This is a genomic window from Micromonospora sp. AB353 (assembly GCF_049538395.1).
Taxonomy (GTDB): domain Bacteria; phylum Actinomycetota; class Actinomycetes; order Mycobacteriales; family Micromonosporaceae; genus Micromonospora; species Micromonospora aurantiaca.
The window spans coordinates 1-22246 of the sequence record NZ_JBMVFV010000011.1 but is presented as its reverse complement, the minus strand read 5'-3'; the positions used below and the strand labels follow the sequence as shown (position 1 = coordinate 22246).

At 73.2% G+C, this 22246-nt stretch carries 19 protein-coding genes; 6 read left to right on the top strand and 13 right to left on the bottom strand.

From position 1 onward, the window contains the following. Positions 1-23 precede the first annotated feature (23 nt). Entirely contained in the window at positions 24-185 is a 162-nt protein-coding gene (locus ACPCK6_RS07855; RefSeq protein WP_013288426.1) for a hypothetical protein, read from the top strand. A 50-nt stretch (positions 186-235) separates the two neighbouring features. Here the strand turns inward: ACPCK6_RS07855 and dapE are convergent, their stop codons facing one another. Then, positions 236-1309 carry a succinyl-diaminopimelate desuccinylase gene (gene dapE / locus ACPCK6_RS07850; protein WP_396881121.1) on the bottom strand — a complete coding sequence of 358 codons (1074 nt, stop codon included), beginning with the start codon at positions 1307-1309 and terminating at the stop codon, positions 236-238. Positions 1310-1412: 103 nt separating this feature from the next. Between dapE and dapD the strand changes: the two genes are divergently transcribed. After that, positions 1413-2372 (top strand): 2,3,4,5-tetrahydropyridine-2,6-dicarboxylate N-succinyltransferase, encoded by a 960-nt coding sequence (dapD, locus tag ACPCK6_RS07845; protein WP_396881120.1) that lies wholly within the window; start codon positions 1413-1415, stop codon positions 2370-2372. A 51-nt stretch (positions 2373-2423) separates the two neighbouring features. Here the strand turns inward: dapD and ACPCK6_RS07840 are convergent, their stop codons facing one another. Next, entirely contained in the window at positions 2424-5774 is a 3351-nt protein-coding gene (locus ACPCK6_RS07840; RefSeq protein WP_423480745.1) for a S8 family serine peptidase, read from the bottom strand. Between the two features lie 140 nt (positions 5775-5914). On the opposite strand from ACPCK6_RS07840, the gene ACPCK6_RS07835 reads away from it, so the two are divergent. Both ACPCK6_RS07835 and ACPCK6_RS07830 read left to right on the top strand, forming a co-directional pair. After that, the gene (locus ACPCK6_RS07835) at positions 5915-6481 is read left to right on the top strand and encodes a sugar O-acetyltransferase (protein ID WP_396881118.1); all 567 of its coding nucleotides are present in this window, start codon (positions 5915-5917) and stop codon (positions 6479-6481) included. Positions 6482-6564: 83 nt separating this feature from the next. Continuing rightward, the gene (locus tag ACPCK6_RS07830) at positions 6565-9150 is read left to right on the top strand and encodes a hypothetical protein (RefSeq protein ID WP_423480744.1); all 2586 of its coding nucleotides are present in this window, start codon (positions 6565-6567) and stop codon (positions 9148-9150) included. A gap of 32 nt (positions 9151-9182) precedes the next feature. Here the strand turns inward: ACPCK6_RS07830 and ACPCK6_RS07825 are convergent, their stop codons facing one another. Genes ACPCK6_RS07825 through fdxA form a run of 5 tightly spaced genes read right to left on the bottom strand, consistent with a single transcriptional unit; the run spans position 9183 to position 12930 of the window. Next, positions 9183-9830: a nucleoside/nucleotide kinase family protein gene (locus tag ACPCK6_RS07825; RefSeq protein ID WP_396881116.1), complete on the bottom strand. Its 648-nt coding sequence runs from the start codon at positions 9828-9830 to the stop codon at positions 9183-9185. Next, positions 9830-10474, bottom strand: coding sequence for an SIMPL domain-containing protein (locus ACPCK6_RS07820; RefSeq protein WP_396881115.1), 645 nt, complete (start codon positions 10472-10474; stop codon positions 9830-9832). Before ACPCK6_RS07820 ends, ACPCK6_RS07825 begins: the two co-directional genes overlap by 1 nt. Positions 10475-10479: 5 nt before the next feature. Continuing rightward, entirely contained in the window at positions 10480-11496 is a 1017-nt protein-coding gene (locus tag ACPCK6_RS07815) for a prephenate dehydrogenase (RefSeq protein WP_423480743.1), read from the bottom strand. A gap of 1 nt (position 11497) precedes the next feature. Further along, entirely contained in the window at positions 11498-12607 is a 1110-nt protein-coding gene (gene dapC, locus ACPCK6_RS07810) for a succinyldiaminopimelate transaminase (RefSeq protein ID WP_396881383.1), read from the bottom strand. Beyond that, positions 12604-12930, bottom strand: a complete 327-nt coding sequence (gene fdxA / locus ACPCK6_RS07805; protein ID WP_007464872.1) for a ferredoxin — start codon at positions 12928-12930, stop codon at positions 12604-12606. Before fdxA ends, dapC begins: the two co-directional genes overlap by 4 nt. 79 nt (positions 12931-13009) lie before the next feature. Between fdxA and ACPCK6_RS07800 the strand changes: the two genes are divergently transcribed. Further along, a complete protein-coding gene (locus ACPCK6_RS07800; RefSeq protein ID WP_423480742.1) occupies positions 13010-14047 on the top strand; it encodes a GNAT family N-acetyltransferase in 1038 nt (345 codons plus the stop codon). Between the two features lie 12 nt (positions 14048-14059). On the opposite strand, the gene ACPCK6_RS07795 is transcribed toward ACPCK6_RS07800, so the two are convergent. The 3 genes from ACPCK6_RS07795 to mshB all read right to left on the bottom strand — a co-directional run bounded on the left by ACPCK6_RS07795 (position 14060) and on the right by mshB (position 16025). Continuing rightward, positions 14060-14524: a hypothetical protein gene (locus tag ACPCK6_RS07795; RefSeq protein ID WP_423480741.1), complete on the bottom strand. Its 465-nt coding sequence runs from the start codon at positions 14522-14524 to the stop codon at positions 14060-14062. A gap of 86 nt (positions 14525-14610) precedes the next feature. Next, positions 14611-15084, bottom strand: a complete 474-nt coding sequence (locus ACPCK6_RS07790; RefSeq protein ID WP_423480740.1) for a hypothetical protein — start codon at positions 15082-15084, stop codon at positions 14611-14613. A gap of 17 nt (positions 15085-15101) precedes the next feature. Further along, positions 15102-16025: an N-acetyl-1-D-myo-inositol-2-amino-2-deoxy-alpha-D-glucopyranoside deacetylase gene (mshB, locus tag ACPCK6_RS07785; protein WP_423480739.1), complete on the bottom strand. Its 924-nt coding sequence runs from the start codon at positions 16023-16025 to the stop codon at positions 15102-15104. Between the two features lie 85 nt (positions 16026-16110). Here mshB and ACPCK6_RS07780 point away from each other — a divergent pair, with 85 nt between their 5' ends. Continuing rightward, positions 16111-18255, top strand: a complete 2145-nt coding sequence (locus tag ACPCK6_RS07780; protein ID WP_423480738.1) for a prolyl oligopeptidase family serine peptidase — start codon at positions 16111-16113, stop codon at positions 18253-18255. A gap of 88 nt (positions 18256-18343) precedes the next feature. Here ACPCK6_RS07780 and ACPCK6_RS07775 read toward each other — a convergent pair whose 3' ends face one another. The 3 genes from ACPCK6_RS07775 to ACPCK6_RS07765 all read right to left on the bottom strand — a co-directional run bounded on the left by ACPCK6_RS07775 (position 18344) and on the right by ACPCK6_RS07765 (position 22200). Then, positions 18344-20086 (bottom strand): ABC transporter substrate-binding protein, encoded by a 1743-nt coding sequence (locus ACPCK6_RS07775; RefSeq protein ID WP_194800443.1) that lies wholly within the window; start codon positions 20084-20086, stop codon positions 18344-18346. Positions 20087-20194: 108 nt separating this feature from the next. Beyond that, positions 20195-21181: an ABC transporter permease gene (locus ACPCK6_RS07770; protein ID WP_013288442.1), complete on the bottom strand. Its 987-nt coding sequence runs from the start codon at positions 21179-21181 to the stop codon at positions 20195-20197. A gap of 11 nt (positions 21182-21192) precedes the next feature. Continuing rightward, entirely contained in the window at positions 21193-22200 is a 1008-nt protein-coding gene (locus ACPCK6_RS07765) for an ABC transporter permease (RefSeq protein WP_396881108.1), read from the bottom strand. Positions 22201-22246: the final 46 nt, after the last annotated feature.

The following is a 22246-nucleotide window of genomic DNA, read 5'->3' as shown; positions in this document are numbered from 1 at the left end:
CGCCTTCGGGGGAGGAGCCAGCGTTGATCAGTAACAGCGAGATGATCCGGATCCGCCGTCAGATGCAGCGGCGGATCCGTGACGTGGTGGCCGAGCGCCGCCGCGCCCGGATGATGGAGACCCACCGGTCCGACCTGACCGGCGAGACCGGCGAGGCGGAAGCACCCCTGACGACGACCGTCTGACGATCACCGGGGCCCGCGCGGCGGGCGCGGACCCCGGTGGTCGCCGCGCGTCAGGCCGGGGCCAGCCAGCGGTGCAGCGTCGCCGCGCCGTCCCGGATCTTGGTCAGCTCGACGTGCTCGTCCTTGTGGTGCGCCAGGTTCGGGTCGCCGGGGCCGAAGTTCAGCGCGGGAATGCCCATGGCCGCGAACCGCGCCACGTCCGTCCAGCCCAGCTTGCCGATCGGCGCGGCACCGACCGCCGCCAGGAACTCCTGCGCCGCCGGGCTCTCCAGCCCGGGCGGCGCGCCGGCCGCCGCGTCGGTGACCTCCAGCTCGAAGCCGGCGAAGACCTCGCGCAGGTGCGCCTCGGCGCCCGCCGGGTCGCGGTCCGGCGCGTACCGGTAGTTGATCTCGATCTCGCAGCGGTCGGGGATGACGTTGCCGGCCACCCCGCCGGTGATCCGCACCGCGTTGAGACCCTCGCGGTAGTCGCAGCCCTCGATCGTCACCCGGCGGGCCTCGTACGCGGTCAGCCGCCGCAGCACCTCGCTCGCGCCGTGGATGGCGTTCACCCCGTGCCAGGAGCGCGCCGCGTGGGCCCGCTCGCCGTGCGTGGTGACCACCGCCCGCATGGTGCCCTGGCAGCCCGCCTCGACGATCCCGTACGTCGGCTCCAGCAGCACCGCGAAGTCGGCCTCCAGCCACTCCGGGTGGCTCTGCGCGACCAGGGTGAGGCCGTTGTACTTCGACTCGATCTCCTCGGCCTCGTAGAAGAAGTACGTGACGTCGTAGCGCGGGTCGGGCAGCGTCACCGCCAGGTGCAGCGCGAACGCGACGCCGGACTTCATGTCGGAGGTGCCGCAGCCGTACATCAGGTCGCCGCGCATGGTCGAGGGGAAGTTGCCGTTGAGCGGAACGGTGTCCAGGTGGCCGGCGAGCACCACGCGCTGTGCCCGGCCCAGGTCGGTACGGGCCATCACGGTGTTCGAGTGCCGGTAGGTGGTCAGGTGCGGCACACCGCGCAGCACCTCCTCCACGCAGTCGGCGATGGCCTTCTCGTTGAGGGATACCGACTCGATGTCGACCAGGGCGCGGGTGAGCGCCACCGGATCGGCCAGGACCTCGGGGGTCAACGGGTTCTGCATGTCTCGCACGGTACCGTCATCCTCGGTGGGCGCGAGGAACACGTGCCGCGCCCCCGGCCGCGAGCAGCGGCGGACGCCGCCGCCGGAGCAGAGAGGTGTCACCGTGACGTCCGCACCATCCGCCTGGGGTATCGGCCTGGCCACCGTCACCGCGCAGGACCAGGTGCTCGACACCTGGTACCCGACCGGCAAACTGGGCCTGGGCGAGCTGCCGCTGGTGCCCGGCGAGGACCGGGCCGACGTGCTCGACCTGCCGCCGGGTGCGATCGGCGAGCGGACGCTGCCCGGGTTGCGCACTGTCGAGGTGACCACGCTGATCGGCTCGCTGGACGACCCGATCAAGGACGCCGCCGACGCGTACCTGCGGTTGCACCTGCTCTCCCACCGCCTGGTGCGACCGAACGAGCTGAACCTCGACGGCATCTTCGGCAAGCTGGCGAACGTGGCCTGGACGTCGGCCGGGCCGTGCCCGCCGGAGCGGGTGGACGAGCTGCGCGTCATCGAGCGGGCCGCCGGCCGCCACCTGTCCGTGTACGGGGTGGACAAGTTCCCCCGGATGACCGACTACGTGGTGCCGTCCGGGGTGCGGATCGCCGACGCGGACCGGGTCCGGCTGGGCGCGTACCTGTCCGCCGGCACCACCGTGATGCACGAGGGCTTCGTCAACTTCAACGCGGGCACGCTGGGTACCTCGATGGTCGAGGGCCGGATCGTGCAGGGCGTGGTGGTCGGCGACGGCTCCGACATCGGCGGTGGCGCCTCGATCATGGGCACGCTCTCCGGCGGCGGCACGGAGAAGGTGCGCATCGGTGAGCGGAGCCTGGTCGGCGCGAACGCCGGTGTCGGCATCACGCTCGGCGACGACTGCGTGGTGGAGGCCGGCTGCTACATCACCGCCGCCTCGAAGATCACCCTGCCGGACGGCCGGACGGTCAAGGCCCGCGAGTTGTCCGGCGTCGACGGGCTGCTGTTCTGGCGCAACTCGGTGACCGGCGCGCTGGAGGCGAAGCCTCGTACCGGCCAGGGCATCACGCTCAACGCGGCGCTGCACGCCAACGACTGAGCCGTACCCCCGTCCGGGTCCGCGCGGCGCGCGCGGACCCGGACGGCCGGCTCACCGCAGGCGGTACGCCTGGATGATCCGCTGGGTCACTGTGTTGCCGGCGTCGTCCCGGGCGGTGGCCCGCAGCGACGCGTACCCCGGGCCGGCCGGGTGCCGGACGGTGGCCGTCCACGCCCCGCCCTGCTTCTTCAGCGCCGCCTTCTGCCAGGTCTTCCCACCGTCGTAGGAGACGTCGACGGTGAGCGCCACGACCCGGCCGGACGGCGCACCGGGCTGACGTTGCACGGTCACCGGCACGGTGAACGTCCGGCCCGCCGGGGCGGAGCTGTCCACCGCCAGTGGCGGGGTGAACCGGACCGCCATGGCCGGCAGCCGGGCCGGTACGTCACCCGGCACCCGCTTGGAGCGGAACGTCCAGCTCGCCGACACCTCGGTGCTCAGGTCGGTGAAGCCGCGCGTCGCACTGGTCTCCACCCGGTAGTTCGCCGTTCCCGGCGGCACGGTGAACTCGCCGTACCCCGGGTAGGGCGACTCGTCGACCAGCTTGCCGTTGCGGTAGAGCCGGGTGTGCTCGGTGTCGTTGAGCGAGCCGCCCGGGTGCCCGGCCGCGTCGCTGTGCACCGGCAGCGAGACGATGACGGTGTCGCCGGTCCGCGTGATGCCCTGTTCCGGCCACTGCGGCTGCGGGAACGACGGGCCGAACGGGGCCTTGTTCCACTCGTCCCGGTAGGTGTGCCCGGCCCGGTAGCGGGTCGGCACTCGTTCCAGCGCCGCCCGCGGCTCCAGCCAGCCCTCCTCGGACCGCTCACCGAAGGCCAGTTCGGCACTCCAGCGGGTGCGGGTGACGCTGAGGTGGTCGATCCGCTTGCCCGGCACCTGGACGGGCACGACGATCGCCGAGCCGCCCATGTTGTAGTCGCGCTCCGCGTAGACGACCAGTTCGTTCTCCATCCCGGCGTAGCCGGCGGCGAACCGGTTCGTGACGGTGGCCAGGTCGGCCGGCCGGTAGTGCCGGACGAAGCCGGTCGGGAACCGGCCCGGGAACAGGTCGTTCAGGCCGTAGAAGTACGGGCTGCGCTCGGGCGCTGTCGGCTCGGCCCACTGGCTGGCGAGCGCGCCGACGAAGACCCTGTCGGAGACGGTGCGGCCGATCTGGGCCGAGTAGAGGCCCTCGAACCTGTCGGTCCACAGCCCGAAGCTGTTGTAGTAGTCGCCGAATCCCCAGGCCGCGGTGAGGTCGATCAGCAGTGGCGCCGCGCCGCGCTGCGGCACCGTGGTGCGGATCGGCTTCGCCCGCCGGGCGTCCAGCGTGAGCCGCTGGTTCCCGGCCACCACCAGTTCCGGCTGGGCCAGGAAGGAGACCTCCGACCAGCCCTGGTCACCGTCGACGAAGATCAGGCTCTGTACGCCGTACCGGCCCTTCGGCACCCGGATCCGGGTCTCGCCGCCGGCGCCGTAGACGTCCCGGTAGCTACCGGCGTCGAGCCCGAGCAGAACGGTGTAGTAGCCGTCGGTCAGGGCACCGGAGCGGTTGCGGTGGGTCACGGTCAGGTCGTAGCTCTCCACCTCGCGGTCGACCGCGAGCGGGGTCACCGCCACCGTGTCGCCGGCGCGGGCGAGCAGGCGGCCGGTCCAGTAGCCGTCGGCGCCACCGAGCCGGGTGTCGATCACCACCGTCACCTGGGCGCTGCCGCCCGCCGGAACGGTGAGCCGGGAGGTGCTGAGGGTCAGCATGCCGGCCGGCGCGGTCCGCCCGCCCGGTCCGGTGAACTGCGTGCTCAGGTCGAGCGTGAGCGGGGCGGTCCCGCCGTTGCGGTAGGTGACCGTCCGGCTGATCGGCTTGTCGTCGGTGTGCGGCCAGGCCGCCACGCCGAACGAGACGGAGGCCGGTTCGCTCGTCACCTGCTGGGTGATCGCGCGGGCGACGTCGACCCGGCCCGCGCCCTGCTGGAACGCGGTCTGGTCCGGGTGCGGCTTCGCCGAGGCCATCAGCGTCGCCTTGTAGCGCTCGGGCGTCCAGCCGGGGTGCTGCTGGGCGAGCAGCGCGACCGCGCCGGCCACGTGCGGGGCGGCCATCGACGTGCCGGACAGCGAGGCGTACCGGTCCCCCACCGGGTCGCCGATCTGGCCGTGCGCGGCCCGCGCGGCCACGATCTCCACACCCGGCGCGGTGATGTCCGGCTTGATCGCCCCGTCGCCGACCCGGGGACCGCGGCTGGAGAAGTCGGCGAGCGCGTCGTCCCGGTCGACCGCGCCGACCGCGAGCGCGGCGTCGGCGGTGGCCGGCGAGCCGACCGAGCCGTCGGCGCCGTCGTTGCCGGCGGAGATCACGAACAGCGTCCCGTGTTGCTCGGTGAGCGTTCCGACCGCCTCCTCCAGCGGGTCCACCTCGGGGGTGTCGCCGCCGCTGAGGCTCATGTTGACCACTGTGGCGTGCTGTTCGGCAGCGGCCCACTGCATGCCGGCCAGGATGGCCGACTCGGTGCAGCCGTAGACCTCGCAGACCTTCCCGGACAGCAGCGTGGCGTCCGGCGCCACACCCCGGTACTTCCCGCCCGAGGCGGCGCCGCTGCCGGCGATGGTGGAGGCCACGTGCGTGCCGTGCCCGACGATGTCGTCCGGGTCCGCCTCCTCGGTGAAGTTGCGCGACTCGGCGACCTTGCCGGCCAGGTCCGGGTGGCTGAGGTCGACGCCGGTGTCGAGCACCGCGACCCGCACGCCCTTACCGGTATAGCCGGCCGCCCACGCGGTCGGCGCGCCGATCTGCGGCACGCTGTGGTCGAGTGTCAGCCGCCGCCGGCCGTCCAGCCAGATCCGGTCGACACCCCCCGCCGCGTCGAGCCGGGCACCGGAGCGGTCGGCGCTCACCGCCTTCCAGAGCGCCCCGGTGTCACCCTTGTCGGCGACGACCGCCGCGCCGGCGATCGCCGGCAGGTCGCGGGTCACCCGCACGCCGGCGAGCGGGGCCGCCGTCCGCCGGGTAACCCCTGGCCGGTACGTCACGAGCAGCGGTACGCTGCCGCGCCGCGCGTCGTCGTACCCGGCCTCGATCAGCCCGCTGACGTCGAACAGGCGCCGGTCGAGCTTGCCGGCGCGGACCAGCGGGAGCGCGTCCTGCGGCGTCACGGTGAGCCGGTCGCGCTCCCGTCCGACCAGGAACTGGATGCCGGCGCGGCCGGTGCCGGGGCGTACCGCGGCACGGCCGCCCGAGGCGACGGTGACCCGGTCGCCGGTGATCAGGGTGACGGTGACCGGTGGGACGCCGGCGGGGGCGGACGGCCCGGTACGGGCGGACGGGCCGGTCGGCGTCGTGGGCGCGGCGGCCAGCGCGGGCACCGGCAGGCCGAGCGCCAGCGTCAGGCCGAGGCCGAACGCCGTCAGCTTTCTGCGGTTCCGGAGCAACCTTCCTCCTTCGTCGAACGTTTCATCGATGAGAGACACATCGACGCGGATATCAGGATTGCATACCGCGTATGCATCGGGAAGTCGCCGATCCGACGGAATCGCCGCCACCCACCGGAGCGGGCCGGGACGATCGAACGATGACCTCCATGAAGGATCGGATGCTGGCCGGCGAGCAGTACATCGCCGACGATCCCGCGATCATCGCCGACCTGGAACGGGCGGCCCGGCTCAGCGAACGCTTCAACCGCAGCGCCGCCGACGATCCGGCGGGCCGCCTCGCCGCGCTGCGCGAACTGCTCGGCTCGCTCGGCGAGGACGCCTGGATCCGGCCGCCGCTGTACTGCGACTACGGACACCAGACGCACATCGGCGCGCGGACGTTCGTCAACTTCAACGCGGTGTTCCTCGACGTCGCCCGCATCACCATCGGCGCGGACGTCCAGATCGGACCGAACGTGCAACTGCTCACCGCGACCCACCCGGTGGAACCGGAGGCGCGCCGAGCCAAGTGGGAGTCCGCGCAACCGATCACCATCGGTGACAACGTCTGGCTCGGCGGCGGGGTGATCGTGCTGGCCGGAGTGACCATCGGCGAGAACACGGTGGTCGGCGCCGGCGCGGTCGTGACGCGCGACCTGCCGGCGAACGTGGTGGCGGTGGGCAACCCCGCCCGCCCGATCAGGAACCTCGACCAGCCGTCCTGAGCTGCGGAAACAACCGTTCCAGCGGATGCGGATTCCCGCCCCGTCGCGCACTCTGGGTAGTAGCGCGTTTACCGGGAGGCACAATGGAACGGGTTCTCGAACTGCGGGTGCACGGGGTCTCCAACACCCCGCCGGATCAGCTGCTCGGCCTGACCGCCGGCGCCAACGGTGACGGTGCGCAACCAACACTTGTCGCCGGCGGTCAGACCACCGGCTTCTACCGGTCCAGCGCAGCGGGCCGGGACGACCCGATCACCGTCGAGGCGTACAGCTGGGGGCAGTTGACCTCCGGCGCGCGGACCCGGCGGGACGTGGAACGGGCGCTGTGGACGCTGATGCTCCCTTTCGCGCTGGCGAACGTCGCGCTGCACGCCCGCGCCGGCATCCCGCCCGACCCGGACCAGGAACGCTGGGCCAGCCGGTCCGGCATCACCGCCTGGCTCATCCGCCTGTTCTGCCTGAGCCTGACCTGCACGCTCGTCGTCACGGTGACCGGCGTGGGCGTGGACCTCATCGCCTGGCAGTGCGTCGGGGCGGACTGCCTCGGCAAGATACCCGGGCCGTGGGAGTTCCTCGGCGACCCCTGGTGGCGTGAGGGCACCCGGACGCTCGCGCTCGGGCTGCTGCTGCCACTGCTCGTGCTGGCCGGGATCGGGCTCGTCGCCTTCCGCACCTACCAGTACGAGGCGCAGATGCCCGCGGACCCGCACCACCACGCGCCGGCCCGGGAGGACGGCGAGCCGGACGGACGGCCGGACCCGCGTGAACCCCCACGGAACCCGCTCCAGGACCCGACGTTCTGGAACGGGGAGGGGCAACTGCGCCGGACCGCCGTGCTGCACCTGTGCACCGGGGCGGTCAGCGCCGCCGCCGTACCGGTCGCCGCCGTGATGATCATGGACCCGCCACGAGGTGTACGGGCCGCCGTCGCCTGGCCCACAGTGGCGCTGCTCGCCGCCGTGGTGGTGATCGCCGTGGTAGCCGTCGCCCGGCCGTGGCTCAGCCGGCGGCAGGGCGCCACCCCGCTCGGCCGGTGGAGCGCGGCGGTCGTGGCGCTCACCGCGCTCGGACTGATCGGGGCGTTCACCCTGCTGCTGCTCCCCGACGGGGCGGCCGGGCAGCCGCTGTCGGCGTACCGGCCGCCGGACGGGTGCACGGCGCAGCCGGTCACCGCCGGCTGCCGCACCGACAGGTCACTGCCCGGGTACGACACGGCTGTCGCGTGGTTGCTCGCGTACCAGGTGCTGTTGCTGCTCGCCATCGCCGCGGCGAACCGCTCCGGTCGCCGGGCGCTGATCGGCCCCGTCGCCGGGATGGTGCTGCTGCCGGTCGGCGCGACCTGGATCGAACGCGGGCTGCCCGTGCTGCCCGCCGCGCCGGGCGAGGTGCGCACCTGGGTTCTCGTCGCTCCGGCCGTCGCGCTGGCCGCCGCCGGACTGTTCCTGCCCCGCCTGCGACCGGCGGTGCCGACCCAGCCGCTCGGCGCGTACACCGATCTCGCCTGGCGCGGCTGCGCCCCGGCCGTCATCGCCGGATTCGGCTGGATGATGGCGGTGGCGTACTGCGCCGGGCTGCTCTACTGGGTCAGCGACCGGCTCGACGCGTCGGCCGAGCCGAGCGGCCCGAGCCGGGTCGTGCCGCCACTGGCCGTCTTCTGGGCCGGGCTGGCCTGCGCGATCGGCCTGGCCGCGCTGATCGGACTGCTGATCCGAGCCGTCGTCCTGCTGCACCGGCTGCGCCGGGTGGAGTACGCCCGGCTGGCCGCCACCCCCGGCCTGTCCGCACACGACCTGCGGCGCTGCCGCGACGTCAGCACCTACCGGGCGCTGCACCGGCTGATCGGCGAGCACGCGGTACGGCTGCTGGGCTGCTACGCCGCGTTCTGCGCCGTCCTGGTCACCCTCTGCTGCGCCGCCGCCCTGTCCGGCGAGCGGCCCAGCCCGCTGTCCCCGTCCGGCTGGCATACCGCCATCCACTGGACCGCCGAGCGCGGCGACGCGCTCCTCGGCTGGCTGCCGGTGGTGATGGCGGCGCTCGGGCTGCTCGTCTACCGCACCGACTCGGTACGCCGCTCGGTCGGCGTGATCTGGGACGTGTGCACGTTCTGGCCCCGGGCCGCGCATCCGCTCGCGCCGCCCAGCTACGCCGAACGCGCCGTACCGGAACTCCAGACCCGGGTGGCGGGCCTGCTGGCGCTGCCGCCGCACCACGGCGACCGGATGGACGGCGTCATCCTCTCCGGGCACAGCCAGGGCACCGTCATCTGCGCCGCGGTACTGCTGCAACTGCCCCGCCGGTGGCGGCGGCGAACCTGGTTCTTCTCCTACGGCTGCCAGCTCACCCGGCTCTACGGGCGGGTCTTCCCGTCCTACTTCGGGCCGGAACGGCTGCGGGCGCTGGCCGGTGCGCTCACCTGGCCCGGGGGGCATGTGGCCTGGACGAACTTCTGGCGGGACACCGACCCGCTGGGCTGGCAGGTCAGCGCCGGTCAACGGGACGTGCCGGTGGCCGACCCGGAGGCGCTGCACCCGTCCGGCGGCGAGGTGGCCGACCCGCCCATCCGCAGCCACAGCGGCTACCCGGAGGCGGTGGAGTTCACCCGCGAACGGGCGGTGGTGGCGCGGCTGCTGCGCCGCACCGTGCCGTCGCCGCGCCAGCGGACCGGCTGACCGTGCGCCACTGCGGCGGCGGGTCGGCCGCGTCACGCCTGCGGCGGGTCGGCCAGGCGTACCACCAGGTCGGCGTACTCGGCCGTGCCGGCCACCCGCCGGGCGTTCTCCTCGTCGCTGCCGAGCGCCCAGGCGCGGGCCTGCTCCGGCGACTTCCCGTACGCCTCGTGGCGCGCGGTGAGCCGGCGCAGCCGCAGCTCCGCGTCCAGGTCCAGGAACCAGATCCGGTGTACGAGGGTGCGCACCTCCTCCCACGGGTCGTCCCGCAGCAGCAGGTAGTTGCCCTCGGTGACCACCAGGCGCACCTCGGGCGGCACCTCGATCGCCCCGGCGACCGGCTCCTCCAGGTCGCGGCGGAACTCCGGCACCCACACCGACGTCGGTTCCAGCCGGCGCAACCGGCGCAGCACGGAGACGAAGCCGTTGACGTCGAACGTGTCCGGCGCGCCCTTGCGCCCGGCCCGGCCGAGCCGTTCCAGCGCCGACCCGGCCAGGTGGAAGCCGTCCATCGGGACCAGCCGGGCGACCGGGCCGAGCGCGGCCACGATCCGTCCCGCCAGGGTGGACTTGCCCGCACCGGGCGCGCCGGCGATGCCGAGCAGCTGACGCGGACCGGCCTCGGCCAGCGCGCGCGCCCGGACGACCAGCTCGTCGAGCCCGAGCACCTCCGCCGCCGGCATCAGCCCAGCACCGGCTCGCTGATGGTGAACCGCGCCTCGACCGCCGCCTGCACCGGTTGCGGCGCCGGGTCCAGTTCCAGTTCGCGCTCCGGCTCGCCGGAGCGCGAGTACGCCGCCCCGACCATCATCATCGGCGGCCCGGCGCTCATCCCGGTGTCGGACAGCTCGCGCAGCGCGATCACCCGGGCGCCGAGCGCCTCGGCGTACTCCCGGGCCCGGACCAGCGCGTCGGCGATGGCGGCCTGCCGCGCCTCCCGGTAGGCCGGGCTGTCCGGACGCAGCGACCACACCGGCCCGGCCACCTCGACCTGCTCCTGGTCGGCCAGGCGGAGCATCAGCTCGCCGAGCGCGGTGAAGTCGGTGGTCGTGACGGTGGTGCTCACGCTGCCCTGGTAGGCCACCACCCGCTCGCCGGCGCGCTTCGTCACCGGCCAGACGTGGACCTGGCCGGTCTCCCGGCGCTCCACCGCCGGCTCGGCCGCGTCGAGCAGCGCGCGCACCGCGGCGGCCCGTTCGGCCAGCCGGGTCAGCGTGGTCTCCCGGTCCCGGTCGCGCGCCACCGCCGTCACCGTGAACCGGGCCAGCTCGGGAGCCACCTCCCGGTACGCCTCACCGCGTACCGCCACGACCGGTGCGTCAGCCATGCCGCTCAGCCTAACGGCGGGGTGGCCGGCAGGTGCCCCATGTAGGTGACCGCGCCGGCCGCCTCCCGTACCCCGCTCAGGTGACCGCCCGCCGCGCCCAGCTCCCGCAGGTACGCCAGCTCGCCCGCGTGGTCGGCGGCGGCCGGGAACTCCCGCCGGTGCGTGCTGAACGTACGCGCCCGCAGGGTCGCGCGGACGTCCCGTCCCTCGGCGAACCGGTCCGCCAGCGCACCCGCGTCGCCACCGCGCAGCGCCTCGGTCAGCTCGCTCAGGAACGCGCCGAGCGCGTCCAGTTCGGCGAGGACGCGGTCCCGGTTGCCGAGCAGCATGTTCGCGGTCCGTTCGGGCGGCCCACCGGCGACCCGGGTGCCGTCGGAGAAGCTGCCGGCGGCGAGCGTCAGCACCGCGTCCCGCAACGCCGACCGGTGCACGGTGCCGGCCAGCGCTCCCGCCAGCACGTGCGGTACGTGCGAGGCGAGCGCGGCGGCGCCGTCGTGCTCCGGGGCGGACATCGGCACCACCCGGGCGTGGAAGACGTCCACCAGCAGCACCGCCAGCCGCCGGAACGCGCCCAGGCCGGCCGGCCCCGGGCAGAGCACCCAAGCGGCGCCGTCGAGCAGGTCCGGGCCGGCCGCGCCCGCTCCGGCCCGATCCGCGCCGGCCATCGGGTGGCCCGGTACGACCCGGTGCCCGAGCCCTTGCACGGTGGCGGCGGTGCTCACCTCGGCCTTGACGCTGCCCACGTCGGTGAGCACGCAGTCGTCGTCGGTCACGGCGGCGACCCGGGCCAGCGTCGCCGGCAGCGTGGGCAGCGGGCCGCAGAGGAACACCACGTCCCGGCCGGTGACCGCCTCCTCGAGCGTGTCGGGCGCGTCGACGCCCCGGTCGCGTACCTGCCGGCGGGCCGCCGGATCGGGATCCCAGCCGGCGACGTCCAGCCCGGCGGCGTGCAGCCGCAGCAGCACCGAACCGCCGATCAGCCCGGTGCCGACCACCGCCGCCCGCGCCAGCCCGCCCGCCACGTCAGGCCTCGGCGAGCCGCCCGGCCACCGCGTCCACGTGCTCGTCGGACTCGGTGAGGGCCACCCGGACGTGCCGGGCGCCGGCCGGGCCGTAGAAGACACCGGCGGCCACCAGGATGCCCCGGCGGGCCAGCCAGTCCACTGTCTCCCAGCAGTCCTCGTCCCGGGTGAGCCAGAGGTAGAGCCCGGCCTCCGAGTGCTCGACGGTGAAGCCGGCGGCGGTGAACGCCGCGCGCAGCTTCTCCCGCCGGACGCGGTAGCGCTCCCGCTGGGCGTCGGCGTGCTCCTGGTCGCCCAGCGCGGCCACCATCGCGGCCTGCACCGGCGCCGGCACGATCAGACCCGCGTGCTTGCGGATCTTGAGCAGCTCGGCCACCAGCGCCGGGTCACCGGCGACGAAACCGGCCCGGTAGCCGGCCAGGTTGGAGCGCTTGGACAGCGAGTGCACCGCCAGCACGCCGTCGTACGAGCCGCCGCACACCTCGGGCGAGAGCACCGAGACGGGCTCGGCGTCCCAGCCAAGCGGCAGGTAGCACTCGTCGCTGGCGACCACCGCACCGCGCTCGCGCGCCCACTCGACCACCTTGCGCAGGTGGGCGGCGGGCAACACCCGGCCGGTCGGGTTACCGGGCGAGTTGACCCAGACCAGGCGGACCCGGGGATCCGGGCCCAGCGCGGTCAGCGAGTCGGTGCGTACCGTCGTCGCGCCGGCCAGCCGGGCCCCGTCCTCGTAGGTCGGGTAGGCCACCGACGGCACCACCACGACGTCACCGGGGCCGAGCCCGAGCAGCGTGGGCAGCCAGGCCACCAGCTCCTTGGAGCCGATCGTCGGCAGCACACCCAGGCCGTCGACGCCCGCGCCGCAGGCCCGCGCGACCCACGCCGCGATCGCGTCCCGCAGGGCGGGCGTACCGGCGGTCAGCGGGTAGCCCGGCGCGTTCGACGCGTCGGCCAGGGCCCGGCGGATCAGCTCCGGCACCGGGTCGACCGGCGTGCCCATCGACAGGTTGATGAGACCGCCCGGGTGCGCCGCGGCCGTGGCGGCCGCGGCGTCCAGGGTGTCCCAGGTGAAGTCGGGCAGCCGTGCCGAGACCGGCGAGCGCCGGTTCAGTGGCCCTCGCCGCGCGGCGGCTGCGCGGCGACGAAGGTGGCGTCCTTCTCCACCTTGCCGATCTTCGAGGCGCCCCCGGGCGAGCCCAGATCCTCGAAGAACTCGTAGTTGGCCCCGGTGTAGTCCTTCCACTGCTCCGGGACGTCGTCCTCGTAGAAGATCGCTTCCACCGGGCAGACCGGCTCACAGGCACCACAGTCGACGCACTCGTCGGGGTGGATGTAGAGCATCCGGTTGCCCTCGTAGATGCAGTCGACCGGGCACTCCTCGATGCATGCCTTGTCGAGCACATCCACGCACGGCTCGGCGATGATGTAGGTCACCGGTCTTCTCCTCCGCAAGACTCGTCGCGATCAACCGCAACGGTAAGAGCCTAGTATCTCGCCGGGGAGGGGGTCGATCGTGCTCCGACAGCAGGACGTGGGACACCGGATCGTGGTCCGCCGGATTGTGGGGATTCGCGAGGGCCGCACGCTGTTCTCCGACGCGCTCGGCGAGCTCGTGGAGCTGAGCGAGACCCACATCACTCTGTCCACCGACGCCGGGCCGCTGCGCGTACCGGTGGCCGAGGTGCACCGGGCCAAGCGGGTGCCGCCGGCCCGGCGGCCCACCGCCGCCGCGGTGGTCGCGCTGGAACTGGCCGCCGACGAGGCGTGGCCCGCGCCGGTACGCGGACGGCTCGGCGACTGGCGGCTGCGCTGGGCCGACGGCTGGACCGGCCGGGCGAACAGCGCGCTGCCGGTCGGCGACCCGGACCGGCCGCTGCCCGCCGCGCTGGACGCGGTGCAGCGCTGGTACGCCGAGCGCGGCGGGCCCGCCCTGGTGAACACCCCGCTGCCGCTCGCCGCGCCGGTCGGCGCGGAGCTGGACGCGCGCGGCTGGACGTCCCGGCCGCCGGTGCTGGTGCAGACCGTCCCGCTGCGCACCCTGACCGTGCCGCCGCCCGCCGTCCCCCTGCCGGCCGCCATCCCACTGCCGGGCGCCGGACCGCTACCCGCCGACGCCCCGCTGCCGGCCGACGCCGCCGCCGGCGTGCCGCCGGTGACGCTGGCGGACGCGCCGGCCGACGACTGGCTGGCGATCGCCGCCGGCCGCAAGGGCGGGCTGCCGGACGCCGCCCGGCAGGTGCTCACCGGGACGCCCCGGGCCCGCTTCGCCGAACTGCGCGAGGACGGCCGGCTGCTCGCGGTCGGGCGGGGCACGGTGACCGGCGGGGGCCGCTGGCTCGGCGTCAGCCTGCTGGAGACGGTGCCGCAGGCGCGCCGCCGAGGGCTCGCCGCCGCGGTCGTCCGCGCCCTGGCCGCCTGGGGCGCCGCCGAGGGCGCCACCCACGCGTTCCTTCAGGTCGAGCAGAGCAACACCGGGGCGGTGGCGCTCTACCGGCGGCTCGGCTTCACCACCCACCACACCTACCTGACCCGGGTCGCCCCGGCGGCCTGAGCGGCACCCCGGTCAGCGCCGGACGATCTTGCGAGGCCGGGTGCGCTTCATCTCGGCGTACCGCTTGAGCTGGCGGGACCGGTAGTCCCGGCCCAGCGCGGTCAGGATCAGGTAGCCGGCCAGCACGCCCGCCGCGGTGGCCGCGAGATAGAGCCAGATCTGGGCGAAGAACAGTCCCGCGCCGCCGCCGAACGGGTTCTCCCCGACCAGCAGCGGACCGACGAACACGGTGAGCGCCAGCGCGACCGCGACCGCGGCGGCCAGGTCACCGGCCCAGCGGCCCAGCGGCCGGTCGGCGCCCCACCGGAACGCGGTGCCGGCCAGGATCAGCCCGATGACCAGGAACATGGCGAGCGAGACGCGGCCGGAGGCGGTGTCGTCGTCCGGGAACGCGAATCTGATGACCAGCCGGGCCACCACGTTCACCCCGAACAACGCGGCCGCCAGCACGCCTACCGCACGCCACCGCTGACCCATCGCACGCCTCCCGCCGTACCGCCCGCTCCCTCGGCGGGCCTCTTGGCTGGAATGTCTACCACCGCGAGCTGTGCGGCGTCAGCACCTCACCGTGCGTCGGGCGGCGTCACCAGGTGCCGGAAGCCCAGCACCGCGAACGTGACCGCGCCGGCCACGATCAACGCGAGGCCGAGCACGTTGTCACCGGCGAGCGCCAGATCGCCCTCGACGGTCCGGAAACCCCCCACCACGATCACCAGGAACCACGGCAACGCGCCGAGCACCACCGCCCAGCGCGTACCCGTCGACCGGTGGGCGAACCGGCCCAGCAGCACCGTCGTCGCCACCACGGCGACGACACCGGCGGCCACCAGGCCGATACCGAGCAGCGCCCGCAGCCCGCCGGAGCGGCCCTGCACCGTCTCCCAGGCCCACGTCGCGAAGATCAGGTCGAGCAACGCCAGCAGGACGCCGGCCCAGACCGTCACGACGCCGCCGGCCACCCGCAGCGCGCGGTCGAGCACCCGCTCCGCCGGGCTCGGCGTCGCGGCCGTCGGCGGCTGCTCGGGGACTGTCGACACGGGTACGGCCGGCAGCGTCACCGGAGACCGGCCGCCGCGACCGGGGACCGCCGCGGGTCGTCCAGGGCGATGCCGGCGAAGAGGTCGTCCTCCCAGCCGTACGGTCCGGCACCCGGCCCCTTCTCGCCGACCGCGAGCGTGAAGTACTCGACGCCCATGAACTCGCCGCCGAAGTTGCCGGCGATCGAGTAGAGCCACGAGTTCGCCGGGATCTGGGTGGCGTGGGCCCGCATCGCCGCCTCCTTGGCGGCGTGCTGGTCGGTGCCGTCGATCCGCGCGGCGATCTCCGCATCAGGCGTGCCGAACGGCAGCTCGTCGGCGCTCTCGATGCCGGCGAACGGATTGTCAGACGACTCGGTGAACGTCTCCAGGCCCGCGTCGAGCACGCTGCGCGGCATCGCCGTCCAGTAGACCTTCGCCGGGGCGATCCCCTCGGCCGCGGCCAGCTCCACCGCCCGCATCGCCACCCGGTGCGCCTGGATGTGGTCCGGGTGGCCGTAGAAGCCGTCCGGGTCGTACGTGACCAGCACCTGCGGGCGGACCTCGCGGATGACCTCCACCAGGTACCCGGCGGCGGTGTCCAGGTCGGCCTGCCAGAACGCCCGCGGGTGCTCGTTCGTGGCCATGCCCATCATGCCGGAGTCGCGGTAGCGGCCCGCGCCGCCGAGGAACCGGTGGTCGGTCACGCCGAGCGCGGCGCAGGCGGCCGCCAGCTCGCCGATCCGGTAGCCGCCGAGCTGGTCCGCCTCGGCCGCGCCGAGCTGCGCCAGCGCCGGGACGTGGATCTCGCCCTCCTCGCCCAGCGTGCACGTCACGAGCGTGACGTGGGCGCCGGTGGCGGCGTAGTGCGCCATCGTCGCGCCGGTCCCGATCGACTCGTCGTCCGGATGCGCGTGGACCAGCAGAAGGCGTCGGTCGGGCAGCGTCGTCACGCCCGTCACTCTAACCGGCGGTCCTGCCCGCTCGACGGTGATGCGTCCGCCCAGGTCGGCCACATCACCTCCGGCGCCCGCCTACGCTGCAGGCGTGGACTTTCCCGAGCTGGCCGCCCGTACCCGTCGGTTCAGCCACGGGGCGCCGCGTGCCGTCACCGTCGCGGGCGACGGCGCCCGGGTGATCTTCCTGCGTTCCGCGGGACCGGAGGACCCGGCCGACGCGCTCTGGCTGCTCGACGTCGACAGCGGCGAGGAACGACTGGTAGCGGACCCGGCGGTGCTGCTGGGCACCGACGCCGAGCCGGCCCGCCTCGCCCCCGGCGAACGGGCGCTGCGCGAACGGTTGCGGCTCAGCTCCGGCGCCATCGGCTCGTACGCGCTTGACTCGGCCGGCCGGGTCGCCGCGTTCGCGCTGGCCGGGCGGCTGTTCCGGGCCGACCTGGTGCACGGCGACGTGATCGAGGTGGCGGCGATCGGGCCGGTCATCGACCCGCGCCCCGACCCGGCCGGCGAGCGGCTCGCGTACGTCACCGACGCCGCCGAGGGGGTGCGCCGGGGCCAGTTGCGGGTGGTGGAGCCGGACGGCACGGACAACCTGCTCGCCGGGGAGGACCACGGCGTCACCTGGGGGCTGGCCGAACACATCGCGGCCGAGGAGTTCCACCGCTACCGGGGCTACTGGTGGGCGCCGGACGGGCGCAGCGTGCTGGCCGCCCGGGTCGACGAGTCCCGCCTGGAACGCTGGTACCTGCACGACCCGGCCGACCCGGCGACCCCGCCGACGTCGCTCGCGTACCCCGTGGCGGGCGGGCCGAACGCGGAGGTCAGCCTGCACCTGCTCGACCTCGACGGCGGCTGGGTCGACGTGCACTGGGACCGGGAGACCTATCCGTACCTGAGTTCGGTGGACTGGACCGAGGGCGGACCGCTGATCACCGTGCTGCGCCGCTCGCAGCAGCACGGCCTGGTGCTCGCCGTCGACCCGCGCACCGGGGAGACGCAGGTGCACGCCGAGCTGGCCGACCCACGCTGGGTGGAGCCGATCCCCGGCACCCCGGCACACCTGCCCGACGGGCGGGTGCTGGTCGGCGGCGAGCTGGCCCACGACGGGTACGACGCCCGCTGCCTGTTCGCCGACGGCACGCTGCTCACCCCGCCGTCGCTGTACGTGCGGCGGGTGGTCGGACGGCTGCCGAACGGTCCGAACGCGGCGGCCGACCTGCTGGTGGAGGCGAGCGAGGGCGAACCGAGCCAGCGCCACCTCTACCGGGTGCGAACCACCATCGGCGGCGGCATGGACGCCCGCCGGATGGGCAGCGACCCCGGCTGGCACACCGCCTCGATCGGCGGGTCCACGCTGGCGGTGGGCATCGCGTCGCTGGAGCACGCCGGGGTCCGCTGGCGGGTGTGGCACGGCGACCGCGAGGTGGCCGAGTTGCGCTCGTTCGCCGCCACCTGCTCGTACGCGCCGCGGCCGACGATGGTCCGGGTGACCGACAGGCGGCTACCAAGCGCGGTGCTCTACCCGGCCGAGCACGTCAAGGGCACCCGGCTGCCGGTGCTGCTGGACGTCTACGGCGGCCCCGGCCACCAGGAGGTGGTGGCGGCCCGCGGAGTCTGGCTGGAACGGCAGTGGTGGGCCGAGCAGGGCTTCGCGGTGGTCACCATCGACAACCGGGGTACGCCGGGCATCGCGCCGTCGTTCGAGAAGGCGATCCACAGGCGGGTCGCCGACGTGATCCTCACCGACCAGGTGGACGCGCTCACCGCGCTCGCCGACAAGCACCCGGATCTGGACCTGGAACGGGTGGCGGTACGCGGCTGGTCGTTCGGCGGCTGGCTGGCCGGGCTCGCGGTGCTGCGTCACCCCGAGTTGTTCAAGTGCGCGATCGTCGGCGCGCCGGTCACCGACTGGGCGTTGTACGACACCGCGTACAGCGAGCGCTACCTGGGCATGCCGGACGACGGGATGGACGTGTACGCCCACCACTCGCTGGTCGAGCTGGCCGCCGAGCCGCTGGGCGACCCGGCGCAGGCCCGGCCGATGCTGCTGGTGCACGGCCTGGCCGACGACAACGTGCTGGCCGCGCACACGCTGCGGTTGTCGGCGGCGCTGCTGGCGACGGGCCGCCCGCACGCGGTGCTGCCGCTCACCGGCGCGAGCCACCTGGCCGCCGGCGGCGTGTCCGAGCGCCTGCTCCGGCTGGAGCTGGACTTCCTCCGCCGCTACTTGTAAGGAAGGGCCCCCTTTTAACGCCTGCGGCAGAGGAAGGGCCCCTTGTTAACGCGAGGCGTTAACAAGGGGCCCTTCCTTCAGCTACCGGCTACTGCTTGACGTAGGCGTTGACGAAGTTCGGGTAGCCGAACACGGAGGAGATGAACACCCCGCCCGCCTTCGACCCGTGCACGTTGTACGCCACGTCCACGTAGAGCGGCACCACAGGCGCGTGCTCCTTCATGATCCGCTCGTCGAGCTTGCCCCACTCCGGGCCCTGCTCGGACGGCGGCAGCGCCAGGATCCGATCCATCTCGGCGTTGATCGCGTCGTCGTTGAAGTACGACTGGTTGCTGTTGCCCTCGGCCTTGATGGTCCGGCCGTCGTAGAGCACCGGCAGGATCGACGCGCCGCTCGGCCAGTCCGCCGCCCAGTTGCCGATGTACAGGTCCCAGGGGTTGTTCTTCTTCTTGACCTCGTCCAGCTTCGCGTCGTCCGGGATGTTCCGCACCGTGATCTTGAAGCCGGCGCGCTCCAGGTTGCCCTTGAGCTGGACCGCCTCCGCCTGCTCGGTGGTGTTGTCGGCGACGCCGAGGACCAGCTCCGGCGTCTGACCGCCGAGCAGCTCCTTGGCCTTCTCCACGTTGCCGTTGGCGCCCGCCGGGTACGCGTCGTACGCCTTGTAGCCGATTGTCGACGGCGGCATCAGCGTGGTGATCGGCTGCGCGACGGTCTGGCCGCCGAGCGCCTTGACCAGGCCCTCGCGGTCGATCGCGTAGTTGAGCGCCTGGCGGATCTTCAGATCCTTGACCCGCTGGGTGTTGATCACGAGCTGGTTGGCACTCGGGGTCGGGGACAGCAGCGTGCGGGACTTCAGCGCCGGGTCACCGGCCACCTTCGCCACGAGCGAGGCCGGCACCGAGTTGAACGCCAGCGCGCTCTGGTCGGCGCCGTTGTCCGCGATCACCCGGTTGTTCGCGGCGTCGGCGGTCGGGCCGAAGCTCCACACGAACTGGTCCGGGTACTGGTGCCGCACCGGGTCGGTCTTCGCGTCCCAGTTCGGGTTGCGGTCGAGCGTGAGCTGGACCCCGACCTGGTTCTTGGCGATCTTGTACGGGCCGGACGAGAACGGCTTCTGGTCCAGGTTGACCCCGGTGTCCTTCTCCGGCTTGAGCGGCGCCGTGGTGGGCAGCGAGACCGCGAACGGCAGGTCGCAGCGGGGCTTGGCGAACTCGAAGCGCAGCGTCTTGTCGTCCGGCGTGGTCAGGCCCGGCGGCAGCGACGTCTTGTTCTTCTTGAAGTCCCACTTGGTGTCGTACTGCGCGGTGTCGGCCAGCCACTCCTGGATGTAGGTGGGGCCGCCGGTGAGGTCGGGGTCGAAGGAGCGGGCGATGCCGTACGCGATCTCCTTCGAGGTGATCGGGCTGCCGTCCTCGAACTTCACCCCGTCCTTGATGGTGAATTCCCAGACCTTGCAGTCGTTGTTGACGTTCTTGCCCGGGGTCTCGGCCAGGTCACCCACGAGGACCAGGCCGCCCTTGCCGTCGTCCTTCCAGGTGGTCAGGTAGCGGGCGAAGAGCGGGTTGGCCATCAGACCGGCGAACGAGTACGTCCGCTGCGGGTCCAGGTGGGAGATCGGGGTCTCCCGGATGATGGTGAACGTCCCGCCCTTGGCCGCGCCGTCGATCTCGGCGGCCGGGCCCTGTGAGTCCTTGGGGTCGGTCGCGATGACCCCGGTCTGCTGCCGGTTGCCGTCCACAGTGGTGCCTTCGCCCGTGTTCTCCGAGCAGGCACCGAGTGCCACAACCAGTGCGATGGCGCCGCCAGCGGCGGCCGCTGCGCGTGGTCGCATGTCCTACCTCCTCCACCCGTGCGCCGAGCGCATCCGCCGACGTCCCGAGGATCGTAAAGAAGAAAAGCTACGAGTTGGATAACAGTTGTCGATAAATTTCGTCGCGGTTCAGCCGAGCCGTACCCGCGGGTCGATCACCGCGTAGAGCAGGTCCACCACCACGTTCGCCAGCACCACGAAGACCGCCGCGATCAGCACGGTCGCCATGATCGTCGGCAGGTCACCCGAGCGGACCGCGTCGACAGCGGTACGCCCCATCCCGTTCAGACCGAATGTCGTCTCGGTGATCACCGTGCCGCCCAGCGCCCCGCCCACGTCCAGACCGGCGATCGTCACCACCGGTGTGATCGCGGCGCGCAGCGCGTGCCGGCCGTACACCTTGCGTTTGGCCAGGCCCTTCGCCCGCGCGGTCCGGACGAAGTCCTCCGAGAGTGTCTCCAGCATCTGCGCCCGGGACAGTCGCGCGTAGATCGCGGAGAAGAGGAACGCCAGCGCCACCCAGGCCAGCACCAGCCCGCTCGTCCACTTCAACGGATTGTCGAACAACGAGGTGTAGCTCGGTACCGGCAGCAGGCGCAGGTTGTAGACGAAGACGATGAGCAGCACCGCGCCGACGAAGTAGAGCTGCAACGAGGCACCGGTGAGCGAGAAGCCGATCGCCGCCCGGTCCAGCCAGCTGCCCCGGCGCAGCGCCGAGAGCATGCCCAGACCGACGCCGAGCAGCAGCCACAGGATGGCCGCCGGGATGACGATGCTCAGCGTCACCGGCAGCACCCGGGCGATGGTGTCGGAGACCGCCTCGTTCGACACGTACGACCAGCCGAGGCAGGGGGCGTCGCACCGGCCGCCCTGGGCGCTGCCCAGGTCCCGGCCGGTGAAGATGCCCTTCATGTAGCCGGCGTACTGGCTGATCAGCGGATCACGCAGGCCCAGCTCCTGGCGGACCCGCTCCAGCCGCTCCGGGTTGCAGTTCTTCGGGCACATGCCGGTGACCGGGTCGCGGGGCAGCGCGAAGAACATCAGGAAGCTCAGCACGCTCACCGCGAACAGTGTGAGCGCGGCGGACAGCAGCCGGCGGATGAGGAATCGCGTCATGGACCGGCCTCCTACCGGGACGACTTCGGGTCGAGCGCGTCGCGCAGCGCGTCACCGAAGAGGTTGAAGGCGAACACGAGCGCGAAGATGGTGATGCCCGGGAAGAAGACGTACGCCGGGTCGGTCTGCAGGTAGTCGAGGCTGCGGTAGATCATGCGGCCGAAGCTCGGCGTCTCGTCGGTGAGCCCGACGCCGATGAACGACAGCGCGGCCTCGCTGGTGATGTACTGCGGCACCGCCAGCGAGAAGGCGACCAGGATCGGCGCCCAGGCGTTCGGCAGCAACTGGCGGAACAGCATGTGCCCGAGACCCGCGCCGCTGGCCCGCGCCGCCTCAACGAACTCGCGTTCGCGCAGCGCGATGATCTGACCCCGGACCAGCCGGGCCGTACCGGTCCAGCCGAACAGGGCGAAGATCGCGATGAGCACACCGATCTGGAAGTACGCCGGCACGGCCTCGCGCTGTCCGTAGAAGCGCAGCGCGACGGTCGGCATCAGGGCCAGCGCGATGATCAGGAACGGCATGGCCAGGGTCAGGTCGGTGATCCAGTTGATCACCGTGTCCAGCCAGCCGCCCAGGTAGCCGGCGAGCGTCCCGAGCGTCACGCCGATCACCGCGGTCAGCACGGCCGCCGCGAACGCGATGAACAGCGACGTCCGCAGTCCGTGCACCATCCGGATGAAGATGTCCCGGCCGAGACCGGGTTCCAGCCCGAACCAGTGCTCCCCGGTCACGCCGCCGGCGTAGCCCAACGGCATGCCGTAGCCGTCGAGGCGGCTCTGGAACTGCTCCTTCGGGCCCACCCCGTACAGCGCCTCGATGAGCGGTACGGCGAGCGCGACGAGCACGAAGAACGCCAGCAGGCCGCCGCTGATCAGCGCGGTGCGGTCCCGCCTGAGCCGCGCGAGGGCGAGCTGGCCGGGTGACCGGCCGACGAACTCCTTCTTACCGTTCTCGTCACCCTCGCCGGGCGACTCGATCTCGGCGAGCGCGACGCCCTCGACCGGCGACAGGCTCATTGGGACACCTCCACGGGTTCGCCGGTCGGCACGCCGACCGGTCCGC

Excerpts from the sequence above, each read along its gene's own strand:
- ACPCK6_RS07835 (WP_396881118.1), top strand. The coding sequence starts at position 5,915 with ATGACCTCCATGAAGGATCGGATGCTGGCCGGCGAGCAGTACATCGCC.
- ACPCK6_RS07765 (WP_396881108.1), bottom strand. The coding sequence starts at position 22,200 with ATGAGCCTGTCGCCGGTCGAGGGCGTCGCGCTCGCCGAGATCGAGTCG.
- ACPCK6_RS07795 (WP_423480741.1), bottom strand. The coding sequence starts at position 14,524 with ATGGGTCAGCGGTGGCGTGCGGTAGGCGTGCTGGCGGCCGCGTTGTTC.
- ACPCK6_RS07820 (WP_396881115.1), bottom strand. The coding sequence starts at position 10,474 with ATGGCTGACGCACCGGTCGTGGCGGTACGCGGTGAGGCGTACCGGGAG.
- ACPCK6_RS07825 (WP_396881116.1), bottom strand. The coding sequence starts at position 9,830 with ATGCCGGCGGCGGAGGTGCTCGGGCTCGACGAGCTGGTCGTCCGGGCG.
- ACPCK6_RS07830 (WP_423480744.1), top strand. The coding sequence starts at position 6,565 with ATGGAACGGGTTCTCGAACTGCGGGTGCACGGGGTCTCCAACACCCCG.
- dapE (WP_396881121.1), bottom strand. The coding sequence starts at position 1,309 with ATGCAGAACCCGTTGACCCCCGAGGTCCTGGCCGATCCGGTGGCGCTC.
- ACPCK6_RS07770 (WP_013288442.1), bottom strand. The coding sequence starts at position 21,181 with ATGACGCGATTCCTCATCCGCCGGCTGCTGTCCGCCGCGCTCACACTG.
- ACPCK6_RS07775 (WP_194800443.1), bottom strand. The coding sequence starts at position 20,086 with ATGCGACCACGCGCAGCGGCCGCCGCTGGCGGCGCCATCGCACTGGTT.